This is a genomic window from Vibrio sp. D3, from assembly GCF_043995865.1.
GTDB lineage: Bacteria > Pseudomonadota > Gammaproteobacteria > Enterobacterales > Vibrionaceae > Vibrio > Vibrio diabolicus.
This window is the reverse complement of record NZ_CP171887.1, coordinates 2,591,096-2,611,022: the sequence shown is the minus strand read 5'-3', so window position 1 is coordinate 2,611,022 and position 19,927 is coordinate 2,591,096. Positions and strand designations below refer to the sequence as shown.

Below are 19,927 nucleotides of genomic sequence, written 5' to 3'. Positions count from 1 at the left end.
TTCACAATCGAATTGTTGTCTAGCTCACAGGCTAAATTGATTTACTTTTCACACCATTAACATCTCTGTAAACTGTTAGCGGTCTGAAAATAACTGTTTAAAACAAATCTCTCTTAAACATAAAAAATCGATACCCACTCAGCCTGTTAGGGATAATGACTACAAGAGGTCAAAATGAGCAAAGAAATTAAAGCCCAAGTTGTTGTACTTGGTTCTGGTCCTGCTGGTTACTCCGCTGCATTTCGTTGTGCGGATTTAGGTCTTGAAACTGTACTAGTTGAACGTTACAGCACGCTTGGCGGTGTATGTCTGAACGTGGGTTGTATCCCATCTAAAGCACTGCTTCACGTTTCTAAAGTAATTGAAGAAGCGAAAGCGATGGCTGACCACGGCGTTGTGTTCGGTGAGCCTCAAACAGACATCAGCAAAATCCGCATCTGGAAAGAAAAAGTTGTTAACCAACTAACTGGCGGCCTAAGCGGCATGGCTAAGATGCGTAACGTTACAGTAGTTAACGGTTACGGTAAGTTCACTGGCCCTAACTCTATCCTTGTAGAAGGCGAAGGTGAGCCAACAGTTGTTAACTTTGACAACGCAATCGTTGCGGCTGGTTCTCGTCCAATCAAACTGCCATTTATCCCGCATGAAGACCCACGTATTTGGGACTCTACTGACGCTCTTGAACTAAAAGAAGTGCCAGAAAAACTGCTTATCATGGGTGGTGGTATCATCGGTCTAGAAATGGGTACGGTTTACCACTCTCTAGGTTCTAAAGTTGAAGTTGTTGAAATGTTTGACCAGGTAATTCCTGCAGCAGACAAAGATATCGTGAAAGTATTTACTAAGCGTATCAAAGACAAGTTCAAGCTAATGCTAGAAACGAAAGTAACAGCAGTTGAAGCAAAAGAAGACGGTATCTACGTTTCAATGGAAGGCAAGAAAGCGCCAGCTGAAGCTGAGCGTTACGATGCGGTTCTAGTTGCTATCGGTCGTGTACCAAATGGTAAGCTAATCGACGGTGAAAAAGCGGGTCTAGAAATTGACGAGCGTGGCTTCATCAACGTTGATAAGCAAATGCGTACTAACGTTCCTCACATCTTCGCGATCGGTGATATCGTTGGTCAACCAATGCTTGCTCACAAAGGTGTGCATGAAGGTCACGTAGCTGCTGAAGTTATCTCTGGTAAGAAGCACTACTTTGACCCTAAAGTTATTCCTTCAATCGCGTACACTGAGCCAGAAGTGGCTTGGGTTGGTAAGACTGAAAAAGAAGCGAAAGAAGAAGGCATCAAGTACGAAGTGGCAACATTCCCTTGGGCAGCATCAGGTCGTGCAATCGCATCTGACTGTGCAGACGGTATGACTAAGCTAATCTTCGACAAAGAAACTCACCGCGTAATCGGTGGTGCTATCGTTGGTACTAACGGTGGTGAACTACTTGGTGAAATCGGCCTTGCAATTGAGATGGGCTGTGATGCAGAAGATATCGCTCTGACTATCCACGCTCACCCAACTCTACATGAGTCTGTAGGTCTAGCTGCTGAAGTATTTGAAGGTTCAATCACTGACCTGCCAAACAAAAAAGCAGTTAAGAAGAAGTAAGCTTTTTCCTGACTTAATGATAGAAACCGCTGCATTGCAGCGGTTTTTTATGTTTGTTAGGTAGGAATATAAACGTGTGCTCGGCTGACAGCAGACAATAAAAAGCCCACCAAACGGTGGGCTGACATATATTGCGAGTTAAGCTTTAGTGTTCACGGTTGTAAATGCAGAGCATGTCTAAGTATGAACTAACAAGGTGCTTAAGTTCCGCTTCACTTTTTGCTCGGTTCGCTTGGACAAACAGTGAGTAACAAATACCGTGGAACAAGTTTGCCAAGTGTTCTGAATCGTGCTGGTCACACACTTCGCCACGTTCAATCGCTTTAATGAACATGTTTTGTACCAGCAACTGGTTAGTACGGTTAGTTGAAACAAACAATGGCCATACTTCATCACGTGTTGAAGCACTCCACTCGAACCAAACTTTTAGCCAGTGACAGTCTTGACTGACAAGCTCTATCATCGCATTAGTAATATTGGCGATGTTTTCACGCGCGTGTAAGTCTAAGTCAATGTTATCCGATAGGAAGTTCGAGAACTGACGTACGACGTGGTTGAGTACTTCATCCACCAAGTCTTCACGAGTTGGGAAGTAGTTAAAAACGGTCGCCACAGAAACTTGAGCAATTTCTGCGATATCAGCGTGACCACCACGACCGATGCCGCGGCGCGCAAACACTTCCAATGCAATTTCCATTAACTGTTGCTTACGCTTAATCGGGGAAAGCCTAGTTCTAGGTCTCTTTGCAATTGAGTCCATATCCATTTTCCTTGCCATTTGAGTTGATATTGGGGGTAACCCCCTAATTGATTATTTTAATAGTTGCTTAAAGCAGTGATGAGTGTAATGGTGCATATCAACAAGGTCAACATCTGTAGAACAATTTATATACAGCAATGTCATTATTATTGATAAAATTAGCTATGAACTTTATAAAACTAAGACCTTCTTCCAAGATTTTTTGGCAACAGGATGTGACTTTCAACCCAATGAACGTGGTGATACACTACACGCCGTAAGATTAGGTGATCGTTTGCGTGCGACTTACCTCAACCCACAAATTAGATTGAGCACAGTATGAAACATACAATAGAAGTCATGATTTCTGAGCAAGAAGTTCAGGAACGAGTTCGTGAATTAGGCAAACAAATTACAGAGCGTTATCAAGGTAGTGAAGATCTTGTGTTGGTAGGCTTATTGCGTGGCTCATTTGTATTTATGGCAGACTTGGCACGTGCTATCGAACTGACTCACCAAGTTGATTTTATGACAGCGTCAAGCTACGGCAACACAATGGAAAGTTCACGTGACGTTCGTATCTTGAAAGATTTGGATGATGACATCAAAGGCAAAGACATTTTGCTTGTTGAAGACATCATTGATACAGGTAACACACTAAATAAAATCCGTGAGATCTTATCGCTGCGTGAGCCGAAGTCTATCGCGATTTGTACGCTCCTAGATAAACCATCTCGTCGTGAAGTGAATGTTCCTGTGGATTGGATTGGTTTCGAAATCCCAGATGAGTTTGTCGTTGGTGTGGGTATTGATTACGCGCAGAAATACCGCCACTTACCATACATCGGTAAAGTTGTACCTCAAGAATAATCATTGAGAGCAGCATTAGAAATATAAAAAAACGCCCATCTCAGATGGGCGTTTTTTGTTCAACTTTTAGATGTAGCTTAGCGACAAAGCAGCTTGTTGTCTGTATTTAGAATCGTCGAAAGGGCTTTCTGATAAGACGCTTCTACGGTTTCCTTAGAGTTAGAACGAATGCCTAAGTACTCTAAACGACCATCTTCAATGCCGTATACCACGCCATGAATTTCAACATCTTGCCCACGCTCCCAAGCGTTTTGCAGGATGGTTGAGTTACCCAAGTTGTACACTTGCTCTGCGACATTAAGCTCGCCTAGTTTATCTGCTCGATCTTGCTGCGGCATTTGATCTAGGTAAGTGCGGTGTTTGAAATAGATATCTCTGATATGTAACAGCCAATTATTAATAAGACCTAGCTTAGGGTTATCAATGGCAGCGTTTACGCCACCACAGCCATAGTGTCCACAGACAATGATGTGCTTAACCTTAAGAACGTCTACGGCGTATTGAACGACGGACAGACAGTTGAGATCAGTATGGATGACTTGGTTTGCAACATTCCGATGAACGAATAGTTCACCCGAGTATAGTCCGGTTAGTCGCTCGGCAGGGACACGGCTATCAGAACAGCCAATCCAAAGAAAATCGGGCTTTTGACCCTCTGCGAGTTTTGCGAAGTATTCAGGTCGATCAGATTTGATCTCTTGAGACCATTTTGAATTGTTTTCAAATAACTGTTTAATTTCCGGCATCTTGCAAACTACTTCCCTTAAAAGACAAAAGCGCTGCCGCTTATATGAACATGCAAGCGAGCAGTGTTGTAACTATACACAATGTTACAATTTCGATCTCGTTAAATATTCGTCAGACAGGACTCATCTGACTAGTTTTCATCAATAAAAACGTAAAATTAGGCCTAATTATTTGTGGTGTGAATTTAGCCTTAATCTATTTATGGTTTAAATTTTCGCCTGGCTCGTTAAAGTAATGACATTTTACTTTTTAAAATTGAATGCAGGGAAATCAGCAGTGTTCGGTAGTCGTTTTGAAGATATTAATTTCAAAGGGGATGTATTTGGTGGGGTAACCACAGCGATTATCTCTCTTCCTTTGGCGTTAGCGTTCGGTGTTGCATCCGGTGCAGGGGCAGAAGCAGGCCTCTGGGGCGCAATAATGGTCGGTCTGTTTGCTTCGTTGTTTGGTGGTTCTAATACGTTAATATCAGAACCAACAGGGCCAATGACGGTAATCATGACCGCTGTATTAACCAGTATGATGGCGAAGTATCCAGAAACGGGCATGGCCATGACCTTCACGGTTGTTATGATGGCTGGCGCGTTCCAAATCCTATTAGGAACGTTAAAACTGGGTAAATACGTTACCTTGATGCCTTATAGCGTGATTTCGGGCTTTATGTCAGGGATTGGCGTGATTCTTATCATTTTGCAGCTATCACCTTTGATGGGGCATGCCGCGCCTTCTGGAGGAGTGCTCGGAACATTATCTGCTTTGGCGGAGACTATTTCTAACCTTAAGTTCAGTGAACTGTTTTTAGGTTTACTGACTTTGGGGATTCTCTTTTTCTTCCCTAAGCAATATCGAAAATATGTACCAGCGCAACTCGTGGCGTTGGTTGCGGTGACTTTGTTGTCTGTGATGCTCTTCGATACGGAAGATATTCGTCGTATCGGTGAAATCCCGGCTGGATTGCCTTCTCTCGTTGCACCTCATATTGATCCAGATATGTTTGTTGAGATGGTTATTGATGCGTTGGTGCTCGGCACCTTAGGTTGTATCGATACTTTGTTAACGGCGGTTATCGGTGACTCCTTGACTCGTAAAGAGCACGACTCAGACAAAGAACTGCGAGGCCAAGGCCTTGCCAACATGATCTCAGGCTTGTTCGGTGCACTACCTGGCGCGGGCGCAACGATGGGCACGGTGACTAACATTCAAGTTGGGGCTCGTTCGCCATTGTCCGGTGTGATTCGTGCACTTATGCTTGCATTGGTCGTATTGGTTGCTGGTGGATTAACGGAGCCGATCCCAATGGCTGTGTTGGCTGGCATTGCAGTATATGTCGGCTTTAACATTTTGGATTGGAGTTTTATTCAACGAGCACACAAGGTTAGCTTTTCCGGAATGGCGGTAATGTATGGCGTTATGTTGCTCACAGTGTTCGTTGATCTTATCGTTGCCGTGGGCTTGGGCGTCTTTATTTCCAACATTATTATCATTGAGCGTCTGAGCCGAGAACAGGCGAGACAAGTGAAAGCGATCAGTGACGCGGATGAAGACGATGTGCCGCTAACTGACAGCGAGCGTGGCTTGCTTGATCGCGCCAATGGCAAAGTACTGTTCTTTTATCTTTCGGGCCCAATGATCTTCAGTGTTTCTAAGGCAATTTCACGCCAGCACTCCAGTATTTCGGATTATGATGTGATGATTCTCGATCTTACCGATGTACCTATGATTGATGTTACTGTCGGTTTAGCGTTAGAAAACGCGATTAAGGATGCGCTCGATGCTAATTGTGCCGTGTATTTGTTGTGTCCAAATGAGCGCACGCGAGAACAGCTAGAAAAGTTCCACGTTATTGATCTTGTCCCGAATGACAATATGTACCAATTCCGTTATGAAGCATTGAATGCGGCGGTAGCACATGTCGAGGCGGACCAGTATCAGCGTATAACGGCGTAATCACTCTGATCGTTAAAAACGCAACAGCGCTCTGTTGCGTTTTTTATTCCCTAACTTTTGCCTTACTTGCAGATAACCTTTACGTTGATAGGGACTATATTTCCAATATTATCGAAAGGTTTAATTGTAATCATCGTTATTCAACGATAAACTGATGGACCTCCAGTACAATACCCAGGCGATTTCGTAGTAAACCGCTGATAAACATCGAGTCGGTATTAGTAATCACAAACAAACGGCAATCACGACCTTATGTACGCATTAGAAATTGAACAGCTGCGCAAGACGTATGCAGGTGGCTTTGAGGCGTTAAAAGGTATTAGTCTCCAAGTGAAAAAGGGTGACTTCTACGCGCTTCTGGGTCCCAATGGTGCAGGAAAATCGACCACGATCGGCATCATTTCCTCCTTAGTGAACAAAACTTCTGGAACGACGAAAGTTTTCGGTTATGACATAGATACCGACCTTGAGTTGGCCAAACAGAATTTAGGCTTGGTGCCACAAGAGTTCAACTTCAATCAGTTTGAAACTGTTGAACAAATCGTGATGCAGCAAGCGGGCTATTACGGTGTGTCTAAAGTATTAGCCAAAGAACGAGCTGAAAAGTACCTGAAAAAACTCGATTTATGGGAAAAACGTAAAGAGCGTGCCCGTAATTTATCTGGCGGGATGAAGCGCCGTTTGATGATCGCCCGAGCTTTGATGCACGAGCCGCAGTTGCTCATTTTGGATGAACCAACGGCTGGGGTGGACATTGAACTACGCCGCTCAATGTGGGAATTTCTGAAAGAGATCAACCAAGAGCAAGGGATTACGATTATTTTGACGACGCACTACCTAGAAGAAGCGGAGATGCTGTGTCGAAATATCGGCATTATTAACCGAGGTGAGTTGATCGAAAACACCACCATGAGGGCGTTGCTAGGTAAGTTAAGCGTCGAGACATTTATCCTAGACATTGAATCTGAAGGCGAGGTGCCTGAGCTTGAAGGCGTCAATCGACAAAGTATTGTTGATGGCTCTTTAGAGATAGAGCTAGATAAAAGCCAAGGATTGAATTCAGTGTTCAGTCAGTTAACAGAGCATGGTATTAAAGTTCTTTCAATGCGTAACAAAGCCAACCGACTGGAAGAGTTGTTTGTCAGCATTGTAAGAGAAGGGAGTAAGTAAATGTACGGTTTATATTGGACGGCATTTCGTAGCTTGCTGAGCAAAGAGATCACCCGTTTTACGCGCATTTGGGTGCAAACTTTAGTTCCGCCTGCAATCACAATGACACTGTATTTCATCATTTTCGGTAATCTTATTGGCTCTCGAATCGGTGAGATGAGCGGCTTTAGCTACATGGAGTACATAGTTCCAGGTTTGATCATGATGTCGGTTATCACCAATTCATACTCGAATGTGGCGTCTTCGTTCTTTAGTGCAAAACTACAGAAGAACATTGAAGAGCTGCTGGTGGCACCGGTGCCAAATTACGTGATTATTGCTGGATACGTAATGGGCGGTGTGACTCGAGGTTTGTTAGTAGGCGCTATTGTTACCTGTGTGTCTCTATTGTTTGTGGATCTGCAAGTTGAACACTGGGGTATTATTGTTGCGACCGTCTTCATGACATCCGTTGTATTTGCTCTAGGCGGGCTGATCAATGCGGTCTATGCAAAAACGTTTGATGATATTTCGATCATTCCTACATTTGTGTTGACCCCGTTAACCTACTTGGGTGGTGTTTTTTATTCCATCAGCTTACTGCCTGAATTTTGGCAAGGTGTCTCTAAGATTAACCCAATCGTCTACATGGTGAATGCGTTCCGTTATGGTTTTTTAGGCGTATCGGATGTAGGTATTGTCACTTCATTCAGTGTGCTTGCGGTGTTTGTGATAGCGCTGTATGCCGTTGCTCATTACTTAGTAACGAAAGGTATTGGGCTAAGAAGCTAAGACTCTCCCACACAACAAAGAGCAGCGAATCATGCTGCTCTTTGGCATGCATAACAATACATACCCATACAATCTTTCAGTTTTTATCATGATAGGTTTCAATCATTTGTAATAAATGAGTGATCCTATGAATATTGTCCCGCCGCCGCCTTTCTCCTATCAGTTACTTAAGCCCAAATATTGGTCTGTATGGCTGGCATTTGGATCTTTAGCGATTCTTGTTAATGTACTGCCATACATAGTATTGCGAATCTTAGGTAGAAGCATCGGCTGCGTTGCGATGCATGTAATGAAGCGCCGACACAAGATCGCTCTGCGTAATCTCCAGCTGTGTTTCCCTGATTTTACGGATTGGCAATGTAAGGACGTAGTACGAAAAAACTTTCAATATACGGGAATGGCGATCATCGAAACGGGGATCGCCTGGTTTTGGCCAGATTGGCGGATACGTCGGATAACCGCTATTGTTGGGAAAGATCGTTTACTCGCTGAGGAAAAGAATGGGCGTGGTGTGTTGGTGGTGTGCAGTCATCATTTAAACTTGGAGATAACCGCTCGTATTTTTAGCCAGTTTGCCAAAGGTTACGGTGTGTATCGCCCAAATTCGAACCCTGCTTATGAGTTTATTCAACATCGAGGTCGAACTCGTTTTGGGCATCAAATGATTGATCGAAAAGACGTTAAATCAATGCTCAAAGTTCTGAAAAATGGTCATCGACTGTGGTATTTGCCCGACCATGATTATGGCGTCAGCCATTCTGTTTTTGCGCCGTTCTTTGCTGTTGAACAAGCCGCGAGTACCGTGGGCTCTAGTGTGCTTATAGACGCAACAAAGTGTGCGGTCATATCTGGCGTCACAGTGAGCAAGAATCACCATTACAAGTTATATATTGGAAAAGATATCAGTGAGCGTTTCGAGAGGCGTAATGCGATTAAAGCGGCAAGTATCTTGAACCAAGAGCTTGAGAAAATGATAAAACGTGATATTCCAGCGTGGATGTGGCTGCACAAGCGGTTTAAAACACGCCCTGAAGGGTTAGATTGCGTCTATACGTAGAAAATAAAAAAGGTCGACTAAGAGTCGACCTTTTTACGTCTTGATGGCTCAGAGCTTACTCTGCGCTCTCTGAGTTTGTATTACTAGACTCTGCTTCTTCCTTCGCTTCGACAACCATATCTACCGTTTGGTTATCGATAAGACGAGCTTTGCCTAAGAACGCAGACATCAGAATGACGGCTTGTGTCGTTTCTGGTGTGATCACTTGTAATGTACGAGCATCACGAATGAAGATCTCATCAGGGTGCAAACCTGCAGCTCGCAGTTGGTCGCTCGCATCTTCGATGATCGATGCGTAGTCATCACGGCCGCCACGAATGGCACTGCTGATCCAACGCATTGTACGAGCAAGTACTGGCGCACGTTGACGTTCATCCAATGTCAGCAGACCATTACGTGAGCTCATTGCTAAACCGTCCATTTCACGTACGGTTGGTACACCGATGATTTCAATGTCCATCGCAAGATCGACAACCATCTTGCGGATAACAGCAAGTTGTTGAAAATCTTTCTCACCAAAACAGGCCACATCTGGCTGAACGATGTTAAATAGCTTGTTTACGATGGTTGTGACGCCACGGAAATGACCAGGGCGTGAAGCCCCTTCTAAAATAGTCGATAGACCCGGAACATCAACAAACGTTTGTTTATCAAGCCCTTCAGGATAGATAACTTCTGGTGTCGGCGTAAATACCACATCGACCCCTTCAGAGGTTAACTTGCTTAAGTCTTCCTCTAGCGTACGCGGGTAATTATTTAAATCGTCTGCACGATCAAACTGCATCGGATTAACAAAGATGCTTACGACAACGATATCAGCGTATTCGCGTGCTTTACGCACTAAAGTTAAGTGACCTTCGTGAAGGTTGCCCATGGTTGGGACAAACGCAATTTTACGACCTTCACGTTTAAAGGTTTTAAGGTGTTCACGAACTGCTGAGATTTCCGCAAAAGTTTGCATGCATTTATCCTCTAGGCAATGGTATGAGCGTCGTCTGGGAATACACCGTTGGCTACATCTTCAATGTATTTAGCAACGGCTTTGCGCATATCACCTGTTTCAGCAAGAAAGTTTTTGGAGAATTTCGGCATGTAGTTGGCAGAGATACCGAACATATCATGCATCACGAGAATTTGACCATCTGTCACGTTACCAGCTCCAATACCGATAACAGGCACGTCGAGCACTTGCGTAATACGCTCAGCAAGCTCAGCAGGCACGCACTCTAGTAAGACGATTTGAGCGCCTGCTTCTTGCAGTGCTAACGCATCTTTCACCATGCGGTCCGCTTTTTCTTGATCGCGACCTTGAACTTTGTAACCACCAAAAATATTCACGGCTTGAGGAGTTAAACCAAGGTGAGCACAAACTGGAACCGAGCGTTCAGTGAGCATTTTTACAGTGTCGACTAGCCAGTCACCACCTTCAATTTTCACCATATTGGCACCCGCACGCATCAGTGTAGCCGCATTTTCGCAAGCTTGCTCTGGCGTGGTGTAGCTCATGAATGGCATGTCAGCCATCAACAAACAATTTGGGCTACCTGCGCGTACGCAACGAGTATGGTAAGCGATATCATCGACCGTTACTGGCAGAGTATCGTTGTGACCTTGCAAAACCATACCTAGAGAATCACCAACAAGAAGTACTGGCATTTCTTGGCTTTCAAACAGTTGGGCAAAGCTCGCATCATAAGCGGTTGAAGTAGCAAATTTACGACCTTCTTGCTTCCACTTGATTAGGTCGTTGATGGTCATTTTTTTCATGGTTTTATCCTTACTAGGAGTTGGCTATGACTGCCAGATACTGAGGCCGTTTCTATCTACTTGTTCCAGTAGTTCAGAGACCTCGGTCCCATCGGGGAGTTGTAAACTTGGTGCAATTTCCGCAAGAGGGTAGAGTACGAATTCACGCTCTTTCATTCCATAATGAGGAACGATCAGCCTCTCGGAATTAATCACCTCATTGCCATAAAGAACAATGTCGAGGTCCAAGGTTCTTGGTCCCCAACGTTCGTCTTTACGGACACGCCCTTGTTCTTGCTCAATGGCTTGCGTGCAATCGAGCAACTCAAGAGGCGTCAAACTGGTGTTAATCGACACAACCGCATTGATGTAATCCGGTTGGTTTTGTGGTCCCATTGGCGTGCTGCTGTATAGCGAAGAAGCCTGAACAAACTCTGATTTAGGCAGCGTTTTTAACGCTTCAATCGCTTGCTTCGCTTGGCTGACAGGATCAGCCAAGTTACTGCCTACCGCAATGTACGCTGTGATCATGACTTAGGCTTACTCTTTTTCTTGCGATAGGTTTTACGGCGGCGCTGACCACTCTTCGGTGATTGACCGTCTAGGTCGGCAGCCATTGCTTGACGCATTTCTCGGCCTGCATTTTGGAAAGTTTCCCACCACTTGGCAAGCTTCTGAGTGTCACCACCTTCAATTTCACCGCGCATTTCAAGAAAATCAAAGCCAGCTCTAAATTTATTGAGCTCCATAAGACGGAATGCACGTTTACCGTTACGTCGAGGAAGGCGCAGCTGCAGCTGCCAAATCTCGCGAATGGTTGCGGTGTGGCGTCTTGGAATGGCAATTGTACGAACTTGTTCATCAAGAATGATGTTACTCGCTTCCATAATAGCGTCGTAATGGCCTAGGTTGCGCTCTTCCATCAGTTCATCGGCTTTCGCACACAGTGGGTACCACAGCATTGCAGCAAACATAAATGCTGGATTGATGCGTTTCCCATCTTCGATGCGCATGTCGGTAGAATCTAGGACAAGATCCAACATTTGCTCAGTGTGAGAGGAGTAATCTTCTGTAAAGTGCGCTGCAATCGCCGGGAATAGCTGTTGGAATAAGTTGTACTCACGCAGTAGGTGGTAGGTTTCTAGGCCATGACCGGATTGCAATAACTTGAGTGACTCTTCAAAAAGACGCGCTGACGGAATGTCACCGAGCAACGGTGCCATGTGTTCGATTGGTGCCGCGGTGTCTTCTTCAATATCAAAGTCCAGTTTTACTGCGAAGCGAACTGCACGCAACATACGTACTGGGTCTTCACGGTAGCGTGTTTCTGGATCGCCAATCAGCCGAATGAGGCGATCTTCTAAATCCTCAATACCACGTGCGTAGTCGTGAATCGAGTAATCCGCGATGTTGTAGTACATCGAGTTAATCGTGAAATCACGGCGCTCAGCATCTTCATCGATGGTGCCGTAGACATTGTCCCGCAGCAGCATTCCTTCTTTCGATTGCTGAGAGATGCTCTTATTCTTTTGCTCTTGGTGGTGACCGCGGAATGTCGCTACTTCAATGATATCTCGGCCAAACATAATGTGAGCCAAGCGGAAGCGGCGACCAATCAAACGGCAGTTACGAAATAGCTGTTTGATCTGTTCCGGCGTTGCGTTGGTCGCAATGTCAAAATCTTTTGGTTTCTGTCCAAGCAGTAAGTCTCGAACCCCGCCACCCACAAGAAAAGCATCGAAACCAGCACCATTTAGGCGGTACAGTACCTTCAGTGCATTATCACTGATCTGCTTACGCGAAATGTTGTGCTCTTCACGAGTTATTACATTGAGAGCGAGCTCTGGAATAGTGGCAGGTTCGCTTGGTGTATAGTCGTTTGTATTCATGTGCATCTGGCAATAACTGGGTTTAGTCCAATCTTGCTTTGGTTAGTTTTTGCGCCTCTAGGGCCTAATTTGCGGCTAATGATAGCCTACACAATGCCATTTGAGAATCACGGTGTGATCTCGAGCTCTGTTGGAAGCTGTTCCAAGCGCCAGTTTTCGCAGCCCCAACGAAGAATCTCTTCTATGTTGGCCGCTTTTATGGCTTCCGGTATCTCGAAGCCCAAAAATGTCATGGCGCGTAATAGAGTAGGCTTTGGTGTCTCTATATCAATAGCCGTCGCGTGATTTTGTTTCGACAGTTTATTGCCGTTGTTGTCCATCGCCAATGGTAAATGCAAGTAGCTGACTTCAGGCTGCCCAAGTATCTGGTACAGACTGATTTGACGCCCTGTTGGCTCGATTAAGTCTGCACCACGCACGACTTCGGTGACGCCTTGGTCGATGTCGTCCAATACTACCGCAAGATTATAAGCAAATAATCCATCTCGACGTTTAATAATGAAATCTTCATTAACGAGTTGCTCTGGAATCTTAATTGTTCCACGCTTCTGATCGAAGAAATGAGCGACAGGCTTGGTCATTTTTAGGCGAATCGCGCCGTCTTTCAAGTTTTTATCGCGGCAAGTGCCAGGATAAAACCCGCCATGCTCTTTAATTTGCTTTCGAGTACATTGGCAATAATAGGCTTCACCATTTTCGAGCCATGTGTTTATTTGGGCTTGGTAAAGGTCATGACGTTCACTCTGGTATACCACCTCTCCATCCCAATGCAGCTGATAGGCTTTGAGCGCATCTAGGATAAGTTGCGCCGCACCTGGCATTTCTCTTGGTGGGTCCAAGTCCTCAATACGTACTAACCAGGTTCCGTTGTGTGCTTTCGCTTGAAAATAGCTGCCAAGAGCGGCAATCAGTGAACCAAAATGTAAAGGACCAGAAGGAGATGGGGCGAATCGACCTACATAGCGTGTCATGCGTGTATCTCGAATTTAGTAAACAAATGGGATGCAAAGGTAGTCAAAACAAAAAGGGAGCCTGAGCTCCCTTCAATAATCATAATGCTTGGTTGATTAACCTTGCATTTGCTTCTCTTTGATTTCTGCAAGTGTTTTACAGTCAATACATAGGTCAGCGGTTGGACGTGCTTCAAGACGGCGAACGCCAATCTCTACGCCACAAGACTCACAGAAGCCAAAATCGTCTTCTTTGATTTTATCCAAAGTCTTTTCAATCTTCTTGATCAAACGGCGTTCGCGGTCGCGGTTACGCAGTTCTAGGCTGAACTCTTCCTCTTGAGAGGCGCGGTCAACTGGATCTGGGAAGTTTGCTGCTTCGTCCTGCATGTGGTGAACGGTACGATCCACTTCAGCTCTCAGCTGGTCGCGCCAAGCTGTTAAGATTTTCGTAAAGTGTTCAACCTGCTCTGGTGACATGTACTCTTCACCAGGTTTTTCCTGATATGGCTCCACGCCGGCAATGGCTAGGATGCCTATCGTTTTCTTCTTTGATTCTGGCATACAGCATCTCCTACTTACACCTAGTCAACTGCTACGCAGTCAATTTAAGGCGGGTATCTATAGCAAAAAGAGGCGGTGCAAGCAAATACTGAATCGCAAAGTTATCGTCAATGTGAAGACGACATCATTTTTTCTCTTAATTGATAAAATCAATAGCGGAAATCAGCTTCATTCTAGTATCGCTCAGTTCAGCTTTGTAGCAGAGAACTTCCACTCCAGCGTCTTGTGCTTGTTTGAGTAATAGTGAATATTTCGCGTCTATATGGTGCGCCGCGGATACTTTTTCAATACCTGAATGTAAAACAGTGAATAAAAGTATGGCTCTACTTCCATTTTGTGCCATTTCTGTGAGCTCTCTCAGGTGCTTTTGTCCCCGAGTCGTGACCGCATCTGGGAAGTATCCTTGTCCAGTAGAGTCGGTCTCATCAAGAAGAGTGACGCTTTTCACTTCTATATAGCACTTTGGCTTGCTGTCTGCGCTGAGCAAGATATCAATTCGGCTATTTTCATTACCGTATTTCACCTCAGTTTGAAGTGTGTCATAACCACAAAGCTCTGAAATGACATTATTTTCAATAGCCTCAACGGCTAATTGGTTGGCGCGCGCGGTATTGATACAAATGCGGTGGCCTTGTTCGGTTTCACTCAACTCCCAACTATTGGGATATTTTCGTTTCGGGTTGTCGGAAGTGGAAAACCAAACTTTGTTTCCCGGTGTCGCACAACCTGTCATTGCGCCAGTGTTTGCGCAGTGGATAGTACGAACTTCACCGGTATCGAGTTCGATATCGGCAAGAAAGCGTTTATAGCGTTTGAGTAGAGTGGCGGACTCTAAAGCGGGTGTGAAATGCATTTGCTTATTTAGACAAAAATTTTTTTATGTACAATGTTGCCACCATTACACCATAAGGTATTTCCTTTGTCACAATTGCCGATTGAAGCCGTGATGCCTGAGTTGCTGACGGCGGTCAAAAATCAACATCAAGTGATCTTAAAAGCGGCGCCAGGTGCCGGTAAGTCGACTTACTTCCCTTTGCAGTTACTCTTAAACCATTCGGTTGTTGGAAAAATCATCATGCTTGAGCCAAGACGACTCGCGGCGCGTAACATTGCCCGTTATCTTGCTGAGCAATTGGGAGAACAAGTTGGTCAACGCGTGGGTTATCGAGTTCGTGGCGAGGCAAAGGTAAGTTCTGCAACGCAGTTGGAGATCGTGACTGAAGGGATCATGACTAGGATGATTCAAACTGACCCTGAACTGGATGGTGTTGATCTGCTGATCTTTGATGAGTTTCATGAACGCAGCATTCATGCCGATACCGCTTTGGCATTCAGTTTAGAAGTTCAAGAGGCATTGCGAGACGATCTCAAGCTGGTGGTAATGTCGGCAACGCTTGATCAACAAGCCTTACAGTCGTTGTTGCCGGAAGCCAGTTACATTGAATCAGAAGGGCGCAGTTTCGACGTAGAAATGCGTTACCAACCGTTAGGTGTGAATGATCATTTACCTACGAGTATGGCAAAAACAATAGAAAGTCTTATGAACAAAGAGTCCGGCTCTTTGTTGGCTTTCCTACCGGGCGTTGGGGCCATTAAACAAGTCGAAGAACGTTTATCTCATTTGGCGGATGATATTGAAGTGTGTCCGCTTTATGGGCAACTGAGCTTTACTGAGCAACAAAAAGCCATCACGCCGGCAGAACACGGCAAGCGTAAAGTCGTACTCGCGACCAACATCGCAGAAACTTCACTGACGATTGAAGGCATTCGCCTTGTGGTTGATTCTGGGTTAGAGCGTATTGCCCGGTTTGATTTGAAAAACGGTTTAACACGCTTAGAGCAAACACGCATTGCACAGTCTTCAGCGATTCAGCGTGCAGGACGAGCGGGACGAATAGAAGAGGGCATTTGCGTTCGCCTCTATTCTGAAAGCCAGTTCAAGCAACAGCCGCAGGTTTCTCAACCCGAAATTTTGCATTCCGATTTGGCGAGTTTAGTTATGGAGATCGCATTTTGGGGAGCGAGTGATATCCACGATCTCAAGTGGCTTGATGTTCCCGCTAATCCGTCATTGGAACAAGCGAAGCAGCTATTGGTGTCATTGGGACTACTGACGGAAAAAGGGCAATTAACGTCCGAAGGAAAACAGGCGCATGAACTAGGCGTCGAGCCTCGTGCGGCTGCGATGCTAATTAAAGCGCAATCTTACAGTGATAAGATGTTAAATGCTGCTTTGGCGGCGGTCGCACTGATTGAAGAGCCAGAGAGAAACGTTACCAATATCGCTCATAGCTTGCATCGTTGGCTTGTTGGTACTCATCCAAAAAAGTCGCTGTTGTTCAAGCGTGCTCAATCTCTAGCGTACAAATTGGATACGGTATTTGACCTGAAAGGCGTGGATGAAGATGCATTACCGCTGGTGTTAAGTTTGGCATTTCCAGATCGCATTGCGCAGCAGCGCACAAATCAATTTGGGCGATTTACTTTGGCTAATGGTCATGGTGCAGAATGTCGTCAGGAAGACATGCTAGGTGGCTGTGAGTATTTGGTTGCCGTTGACTTAATGCGTTCTCATTCTAACTCCAGTCAAATTCATTCGGCATGTGAATTGGATGTCAATATATTGCGAGCGACCTTTGAAGCGCTATTTTCGTCTGAAGAAGTTGTAGACTGGGATGAAAAAAGAGGGCGTCTAATGGCTGAGAGACAAACAAAACTCGGTCAGCTGGTGGTTGAACGCGAGCCTTTGCCAAGCCCTGGCAAAGAAAAAATGACACAAGCTTTACTCACGTATGTCCGCCGCCAGGGCTTACAGAGTCTAAACTGGACACCGCCAGCGGAGAGCTTGTTGGCTCGGGTTCGTTGTGCGGTGGAATGGTTACCCGAGCAATCATGGCCAATGTTTGATGAAGCCAGTTTGTTGGATTCATTAGAAGAGTGGTTAGAGCCGTACATGACGTCCGTCAGTTCGGTTAACGATTTGAGCAAGATAAACTTGGTCGAAGCGCTGAACGCTCGATTAGGTTGGCCACTCAATCAACAGCTGGATGAATGGTTACCAGAGCATTACCAACTGCCGACAGGTTCAAAGAAGCGTATCCGTTACCAGTATGGCCATGAGCCGAAATTATCGGTGCGTATGCAAGAGGTATTTGGTGAGAGTGGCTCCCCTACGGTAGCGCTTGGTCGCAAGCGTTTAGTGCTTGAACTGCTTTCACCGGCACAACGTCCGCTGCAAGTGACGTCTGACTTGGCGGCTTTCTGGAACGGAAGCTATAAAGACGTTCAAAAAGAGATGAAAGGGCGCTACCCAAAACACGTTTGGCCAGATGATCCTGCCAATCATGTAGCAACTACGAAAACAAAAAGACAATTGAATAATGACTAACAGCAAGAAGCCTAGCGCGAAAAAAGCGCCAGCGAAGAAAAGTACAACCAATAAAGGAACGACAAAACCGACTCGACGCACACCGAGTAAAAAGCCGACTAACGAGAAACGTTCGTGGCTGAAAGTTTTGTGGTCATTTAGCTGGAAAGCCGGTGTTGCGCTTGCCGCTGTTTTGCTGTTTGTTGGGATTTACTTAGATAGTGTCGTGAAAGAGCGCTTTGAAGGTCAGCTGTTTGAACTGCCAACGGTGGTTTATGCTCGCATCTTGAACTTAAATCCGGGTGAAAATATCACCATTCAAGAACTGCGCAACGAGCTGGATGTACTGAATTACCGTAAGGTAAGTCAGCCTCGCTATCCTGGTGAGTACTCTTCTTCTTCCACTCGTATTGAGCTGATCCGTCGTCCATTTGAATTTGCCGATGGTCCTGAACCGGATCGTCACGTGATGCTCCATTTTTCAGATTCTGGCTTACAGCGTATTCAGTCTTTAGAGTCCCGAGGTGATCTTGGTTACTTACGCTTAGAACCGAAGATGTTGGGGATGCTGGAGAAAGATCAAGATGAGCAGCGTCTGTTCTTGCGTCGTGATCAGTTCCCAGAAATTTTAGTTGATGCACTGCTTGCGACCGAAGACCGGGATTTTTATCAACACGATGGGGTGTCTCCACTCGCGATTGCACGAGCAATGGTTGCAAACATTAAAGCGGGTCGTACTGTTCAAGGTGGTAGTACGCTAACTCAGCAGTTAGCGAAAAACCTATTTTTGACCCGTGATAAAACGCTGTGGCGTAAAGTTCGAGAAGCGTATATTGCGTTAATTTTGGATTACCGTTACAGCAAAGATCGTATTTTGGAAGCCTACCTTAACGAAGTGTACCTGGGGCAAAGCGGTGGTGAAGCGATCCACGGGTTTGGCTTGGCATCGCGTTATTACTTTGGACAACCGATCCAAGAGCTGCGAATCGATCAACTGGCGATGTTAGTTGGGATGGTAAAAGGACCGTCTTACTACAATCCAATTCGTTACCCCGAGCGTACGAAAGAGCGCCGCGATCTTGTATTACGTTTGTTGATGCAGCAAAACATGCTGACATCTGAGCAGTATGAGCAAGCCGTCAGTCGTTCGCTTGATACGCAGAGCAAACCACGTATTGCGAGCCGTCAGCCCGCTTATTTCCAACAATTGAGCATTGAATTGAAAGAAAAAGTGGGGGAGCGATTTAAAGCGGAAACCGGGCTGCGCGTGTTTACGTCTCTGGATCCGGTATCGCAAAGCAAAATGGAGCAAGCCATCGCGAAAAAGATCCCGGAGCTAGCTAAACGAGGCGGTAAAGAATTAGAAGCCGCAGCAGTCGCGGTTGATCGTCATAGTGGTGAAATCCGTGCCATGGTTGGCGGTAAACGTGTTGGTTATGAAGGTTTTAACCGCGCGCTCAATGCCAGTCGTCCAATTGGTTCTTTAGTTAAACCAGCGATTTACTTGACGGCTCTAGAACAACCGGAAAAATATAACCTAGGCACGACGCTACACGACACGCCGCTAAGCCTGAAAAGCAGTAAAGGTAATGTATGGACACCGCGTAACTACGACCGAAAATATCGTGGTGATGTGCCACTCTACATTGCTTTAGCGAAGTCACTCAACGTGCCAACTGTGCGCTTAGGCATGGCGCTTGGTATCCCCGAAGTATCCAATACTTTAGAACGTTTGGGCGTCAACAAAGACGAAATCCGCCCAGTGCCTTCGATGTTTTTGGGCTCGTTTTCTTTGACGCCGTTTGAAGTCGCGCAGATGTATCAGACACTGACGAACTCAGGCAAACGTGCGAAACTGACCGCTCTGCGTTCAGTGATGGATATGGAAGGTAATGTGCTGTATCAATCCTTGCCTCGTTCATCAAGAGCCGTGGATGAGCAAGCAGCATGGCTAACGACCTACGCGATGAAACAGGGGGTTGCTCAAGGTACAGGCCGCTTCTTACAAAGCCAGTTTGGTTGGGCTGCACTGGCAGGAAAAACGGGTACCAGTAACGATAACCGCGATAGCTGGTTTGTCGGTGTTGATGGCCGTGAAGTGACGACAATTTGGCTAGGTCGCGACGATAACAAACCGGTTCATCTAACGGGATCGAGCGGTGCATTACGAGTGTACGCAGAGTATTTGAAGCAACGCATTCCTGAGCGTTTAGAGCTTCCATGGCCAAGAGAGATCACCACGTTAGGATTTAAGCCGACATCAGATGGTGGTTTAGAAATGAACTGTCGTAGTGATTATAAACTGCCAGTTTGGGATAAAACGGGTCAAATAAAGCAGCAGTGTGAGAAGAAATCAAACTGGCTTAACAGCTTATTTGATTGGTAGCATCGCCAAATCAACAACATTAGCTTGTCTCTCTGGTCAATTCTTAGTACATATTAGGGCGTGTTAGTGCGGTGCTGCTAGCACGCCCTACTTGATAAGAAATTCAACAAAGGAAGAAGTGA

At 45.5% G+C, this 19,927-nt stretch carries 17 protein-coding genes; 8 read left to right on the top strand and 9 right to left on the bottom strand.

Annotated features, from left to right (window positions below; translation table 11 throughout):
- The first annotated feature begins 174 nt into the window (after nucleotides 1-174).
- Nucleotides 175-1,602, top strand: a complete 1,428-nt coding sequence (gene lpdA / locus ACHFJ9_RS19975) for a dihydrolipoyl dehydrogenase (RefSeq protein WP_005379993.1) — start codon at nucleotides 175-177, stop codon at nucleotides 1,600-1,602.
- Between the two features lie 145 nt (nucleotides 1,603-1,747).
- Here the strand turns inward: lpdA and opaR are convergent, their stop codons facing one another.
- Nucleotides 1,748-2,362: a transcriptional regulator OpaR gene (gene opaR, locus ACHFJ9_RS19970; RefSeq protein WP_031780576.1), complete on the bottom strand. Its 615-nt coding sequence runs from the start codon at nucleotides 2,360-2,362 to the stop codon at nucleotides 1,748-1,750.
- A gap of 318 nt (nucleotides 2,363-2,680) precedes the next feature.
- Here opaR and hpt point away from each other — a divergent pair, with 318 nt between their 5' ends.
- Nucleotides 2,681-3,211, top strand: a complete 531-nt coding sequence (gene hpt / locus ACHFJ9_RS19965) for a hypoxanthine phosphoribosyltransferase (RefSeq protein ID WP_005379995.1) — start codon at nucleotides 2,681-2,683, stop codon at nucleotides 3,209-3,211.
- 77 nt (nucleotides 3,212-3,288) lie between these two features.
- Here the strand turns inward: hpt and can are convergent, their stop codons facing one another.
- On the bottom strand, nucleotides 3,289-3,957 hold the full coding sequence (gene can, locus ACHFJ9_RS19960) for a carbonate dehydratase (RefSeq protein ID WP_005379996.1): 669 nt from the start codon (nucleotides 3,955-3,957) through the stop codon (nucleotides 3,289-3,291).
- A 277-nt stretch (nucleotides 3,958-4,234) separates the two neighbouring features.
- Between can and ACHFJ9_RS19955 the strand changes: the two genes are divergently transcribed.
- The 4 genes from ACHFJ9_RS19955 (at nucleotide 4,235) to ACHFJ9_RS19940 (ending at nucleotide 8,903) form a co-directional block, all read left to right on the top strand.
- Nucleotides 4,235-5,905 carry a SulP family inorganic anion transporter gene (locus tag ACHFJ9_RS19955; protein ID WP_395356083.1) on the top strand — a complete coding sequence of 557 codons (1,671 nt, stop codon included), beginning with the start codon at nucleotides 4,235-4,237 and terminating at the stop codon, nucleotides 5,903-5,905.
- A 252-nt stretch (nucleotides 5,906-6,157) separates the two neighbouring features.
- Nucleotides 6,158-7,075 (top strand): ABC transporter ATP-binding protein, encoded by a 918-nt coding sequence (locus tag ACHFJ9_RS19950; protein ID WP_395356081.1) that lies wholly within the window; start codon nucleotides 6,158-6,160, stop codon nucleotides 7,073-7,075.
- Nucleotides 7,076-7,846 (top strand): ABC transporter permease, encoded by a 771-nt coding sequence (locus ACHFJ9_RS19945; protein ID WP_005396714.1) that lies wholly within the window; start codon nucleotides 7,076-7,078, stop codon nucleotides 7,844-7,846.
- A 127-nt stretch (nucleotides 7,847-7,973) separates the two neighbouring features.
- Nucleotides 7,974-8,903 (top strand): Kdo(2)-lipid IV(A) acyltransferase, encoded by a 930-nt coding sequence (locus ACHFJ9_RS19940; protein WP_395356078.1) that lies wholly within the window; start codon nucleotides 7,974-7,976, stop codon nucleotides 8,901-8,903.
- A 55-nt stretch (nucleotides 8,904-8,958) separates the two neighbouring features.
- Here the strand turns inward: ACHFJ9_RS19940 and panC are convergent, their stop codons facing one another.
- The 7 genes from panC to sfsA all read right to left on the bottom strand — a co-directional run bounded on the left by panC (nucleotide 8,959) and on the right by sfsA (nucleotide 14,905).
- Nucleotides 8,959-9,864: a pantoate--beta-alanine ligase gene (panC, locus tag ACHFJ9_RS19935; protein WP_005396717.1), complete on the bottom strand. Its 906-nt coding sequence runs from the start codon at nucleotides 9,862-9,864 to the stop codon at nucleotides 8,959-8,961.
- 11 nt (nucleotides 9,865-9,875) lie between these two features.
- Complete coding sequence (panB, locus tag ACHFJ9_RS19930) at nucleotides 9,876-10,670, bottom strand: 3-methyl-2-oxobutanoate hydroxymethyltransferase (protein ID WP_005396718.1); 795 nt, start codon at nucleotides 10,668-10,670, stop codon at nucleotides 9,876-9,878.
- 24 nt (nucleotides 10,671-10,694) lie between these two features.
- A complete protein-coding gene (gene folK, locus ACHFJ9_RS19925) occupies nucleotides 10,695-11,180 on the bottom strand; it encodes a 2-amino-4-hydroxy-6-hydroxymethyldihydropteridine diphosphokinase (RefSeq protein ID WP_048625962.1) in 486 nt (161 codons plus the stop codon).
- Nucleotides 11,177-12,544: a polynucleotide adenylyltransferase PcnB gene (gene pcnB / locus ACHFJ9_RS19920; RefSeq protein WP_395356075.1), complete on the bottom strand. Its 1,368-nt coding sequence runs from the start codon at nucleotides 12,542-12,544 to the stop codon at nucleotides 11,177-11,179. The genes folK and pcnB overlap by 4 nt, the downstream gene beginning before the upstream one ends.
- A gap of 101 nt (nucleotides 12,545-12,645) precedes the next feature.
- Nucleotides 12,646-13,509, bottom strand: a complete 864-nt coding sequence (gene gluQRS / locus ACHFJ9_RS19915; RefSeq protein WP_395356073.1) for a tRNA glutamyl-Q(34) synthetase GluQRS — start codon at nucleotides 13,507-13,509, stop codon at nucleotides 12,646-12,648.
- Between the two features lie 96 nt (nucleotides 13,510-13,605).
- Entirely contained in the window at nucleotides 13,606-14,052 is a 447-nt protein-coding gene (gene dksA, locus ACHFJ9_RS19910; RefSeq protein WP_005386584.1) for an RNA polymerase-binding protein DksA, read from the bottom strand.
- A gap of 136 nt (nucleotides 14,053-14,188) precedes the next feature.
- The gene (sfsA, locus tag ACHFJ9_RS19905) at nucleotides 14,189-14,905 is read right to left on the bottom strand and encodes a DNA/RNA nuclease SfsA (RefSeq protein WP_395356070.1); all 717 of its coding nucleotides are present in this window, start codon (nucleotides 14,903-14,905) and stop codon (nucleotides 14,189-14,191) included.
- A gap of 66 nt (nucleotides 14,906-14,971) precedes the next feature.
- Here sfsA and hrpB point away from each other — a divergent pair, with 66 nt between their 5' ends.
- Together hrpB and mrcB are read left to right on the top strand one after the other, a co-directional pair.
- A complete protein-coding gene (hrpB, locus tag ACHFJ9_RS19900; RefSeq protein ID WP_395356068.1) occupies nucleotides 14,972-17,440 on the top strand; it encodes an ATP-dependent helicase HrpB in 2,469 nt (822 codons plus the stop codon).
- Nucleotides 17,433-19,805 carry a penicillin-binding protein 1B gene (mrcB, locus tag ACHFJ9_RS19895; protein ID WP_074191770.1) on the top strand — a complete coding sequence of 791 codons (2,373 nt, stop codon included), beginning with the start codon at nucleotides 17,433-17,435 and terminating at the stop codon, nucleotides 19,803-19,805. Before hrpB ends, mrcB begins: the two co-directional genes overlap by 8 nt.
- Nucleotides 19,806-19,927: the final 122 nt, after the last annotated feature.